1 protein-coding gene is annotated in these 1,247 nt (G+C 43.2%); it reads right to left on the bottom strand.

Annotated features, from left to right (window positions below; translation table 11 throughout):
- Nucleotides 1-37: 37 nt before the first annotated feature.
- Complete coding sequence (locus tag LJ658_RS20405) at nucleotides 38-1,183, bottom strand: IS481 family transposase (RefSeq protein WP_230548405.1); 1,146 nt, start codon at nucleotides 1,181-1,183, stop codon at nucleotides 38-40.
- Between the last annotated feature and the right edge of the window lie 64 nt (nucleotides 1,184-1,247).

Here is a 1,247-nt window from a genome sequence, read left to right as displayed (position 1 = left end):
TGTAATAGCCACTACTTGATCTGACAGTTATTTGGTTTTAAAAGTTGTCAGATGTGATTTGTGAATATAGCTTTTTCTCGTCTAAATGCATCGACTCAGATTCTTCTGAGCCCTTTTTGTAGGGGCTCTGAAGAATCTGGTCTTCGGCGAGTCTCTCCAATAACTTTTCCTGTGCCATCGGAATGCTATCAGTAAAGGTTTGCATCGGTGTTTTGCTAAAGCAGTATTTCCCACTATGCGTCCGTTCATTGTTGTAATTGTGCATCCATCTGTCCAGGTCAGCTTGTAGTTCAGCTATGCTGCGGTAAATCTTTTTACGAAAAGCAATAGCATAGAATTCATCCTGAATGGTGCGGTGAAAGCGCTCGCAGATACCATTGGTTTGTGGACTTTTAGCCTTTGTTTTGGTATGGTCTATATCTTCAATGGCCAGGTATAACTGGAACTCATGCTGCTCTCTTGCGCCGCAATATTCTGTCCCTCTGTCGGTAAGTATCCGTAATAAGCGCAGGTCATGTTGCTCGTAAAACGGCACTACTTTATCATTGAGCATTTCTGCTGCTACGAGTGCATTCTTTCGGTCGTATAGCTTGGTAAAGGCCACTTTAGCATAAGTATCGATAAATGTTTGCTGGTAAATATGGCCAACACCTTTGATGTTACCCACGTAGTACGTGTCCTGTGCACCCAGATAGCCGGGATGGTGTGTTTCGATTTCGCCATGCGCTTTCTTTTCTTCTTTAGCCTTCTCCAAAGCAACAACCTGGGCTTCGGTCAATACCAATCCTTCCTGTGCCGACTTGGCTTCTAATGCCTTTAAACGAAGCTTAAAGGTTTGCAGATCGTGTCTTAACCAGATACTTCTTACGCCTCCCGGAGATATTAATACGCCTTGCTTTTTAAGCTCGTTGGATACTCTCAACTGACCTAAGGCCGGCTGATCTATCGCCATCTCAACAACAGCTTTTTCTACATGCTCTTCTACACGGTTCTTTAAGATCGGTTTTCGTCGGCTGATTTCCTGAAGGGCGAGTTCGCCTCCCTGATCGTAAAGTTCCTTGAATCTGTAAAAGCTATCTCGCGAATAGCCCATCACTTTACAGGCCTGCGATACGTTTCCTAAATGTTGGGCAAGCTCCAATATGCCCATCTTGTTTTTGATGATCTTTGCTTGGGTTGTCATAATACTAATCTCTGTTACGTGTTTTAAATTATCGTAACTGTCAGATTAAATTGTGACTATCTCA

This window comes from Mucilaginibacter sp. UR6-11 (assembly GCF_020880695.1).
In the GTDB taxonomy this organism is placed as follows: domain Bacteria; phylum Bacteroidota; class Bacteroidia; order Sphingobacteriales; family Sphingobacteriaceae; genus Mucilaginibacter.
This window is presented reverse-complemented; position numbering and strand designations above follow the sequence as displayed.

What these genes read in the sequence shown, in the direction of transcription:
- LJ658_RS20405 (WP_230548405.1), bottom strand. Translation starts at nt 1,183, where the DNA reads ATGACAACCCAAGCAAAGATCATCAAAAACAAGATGGGCATATTGGAG.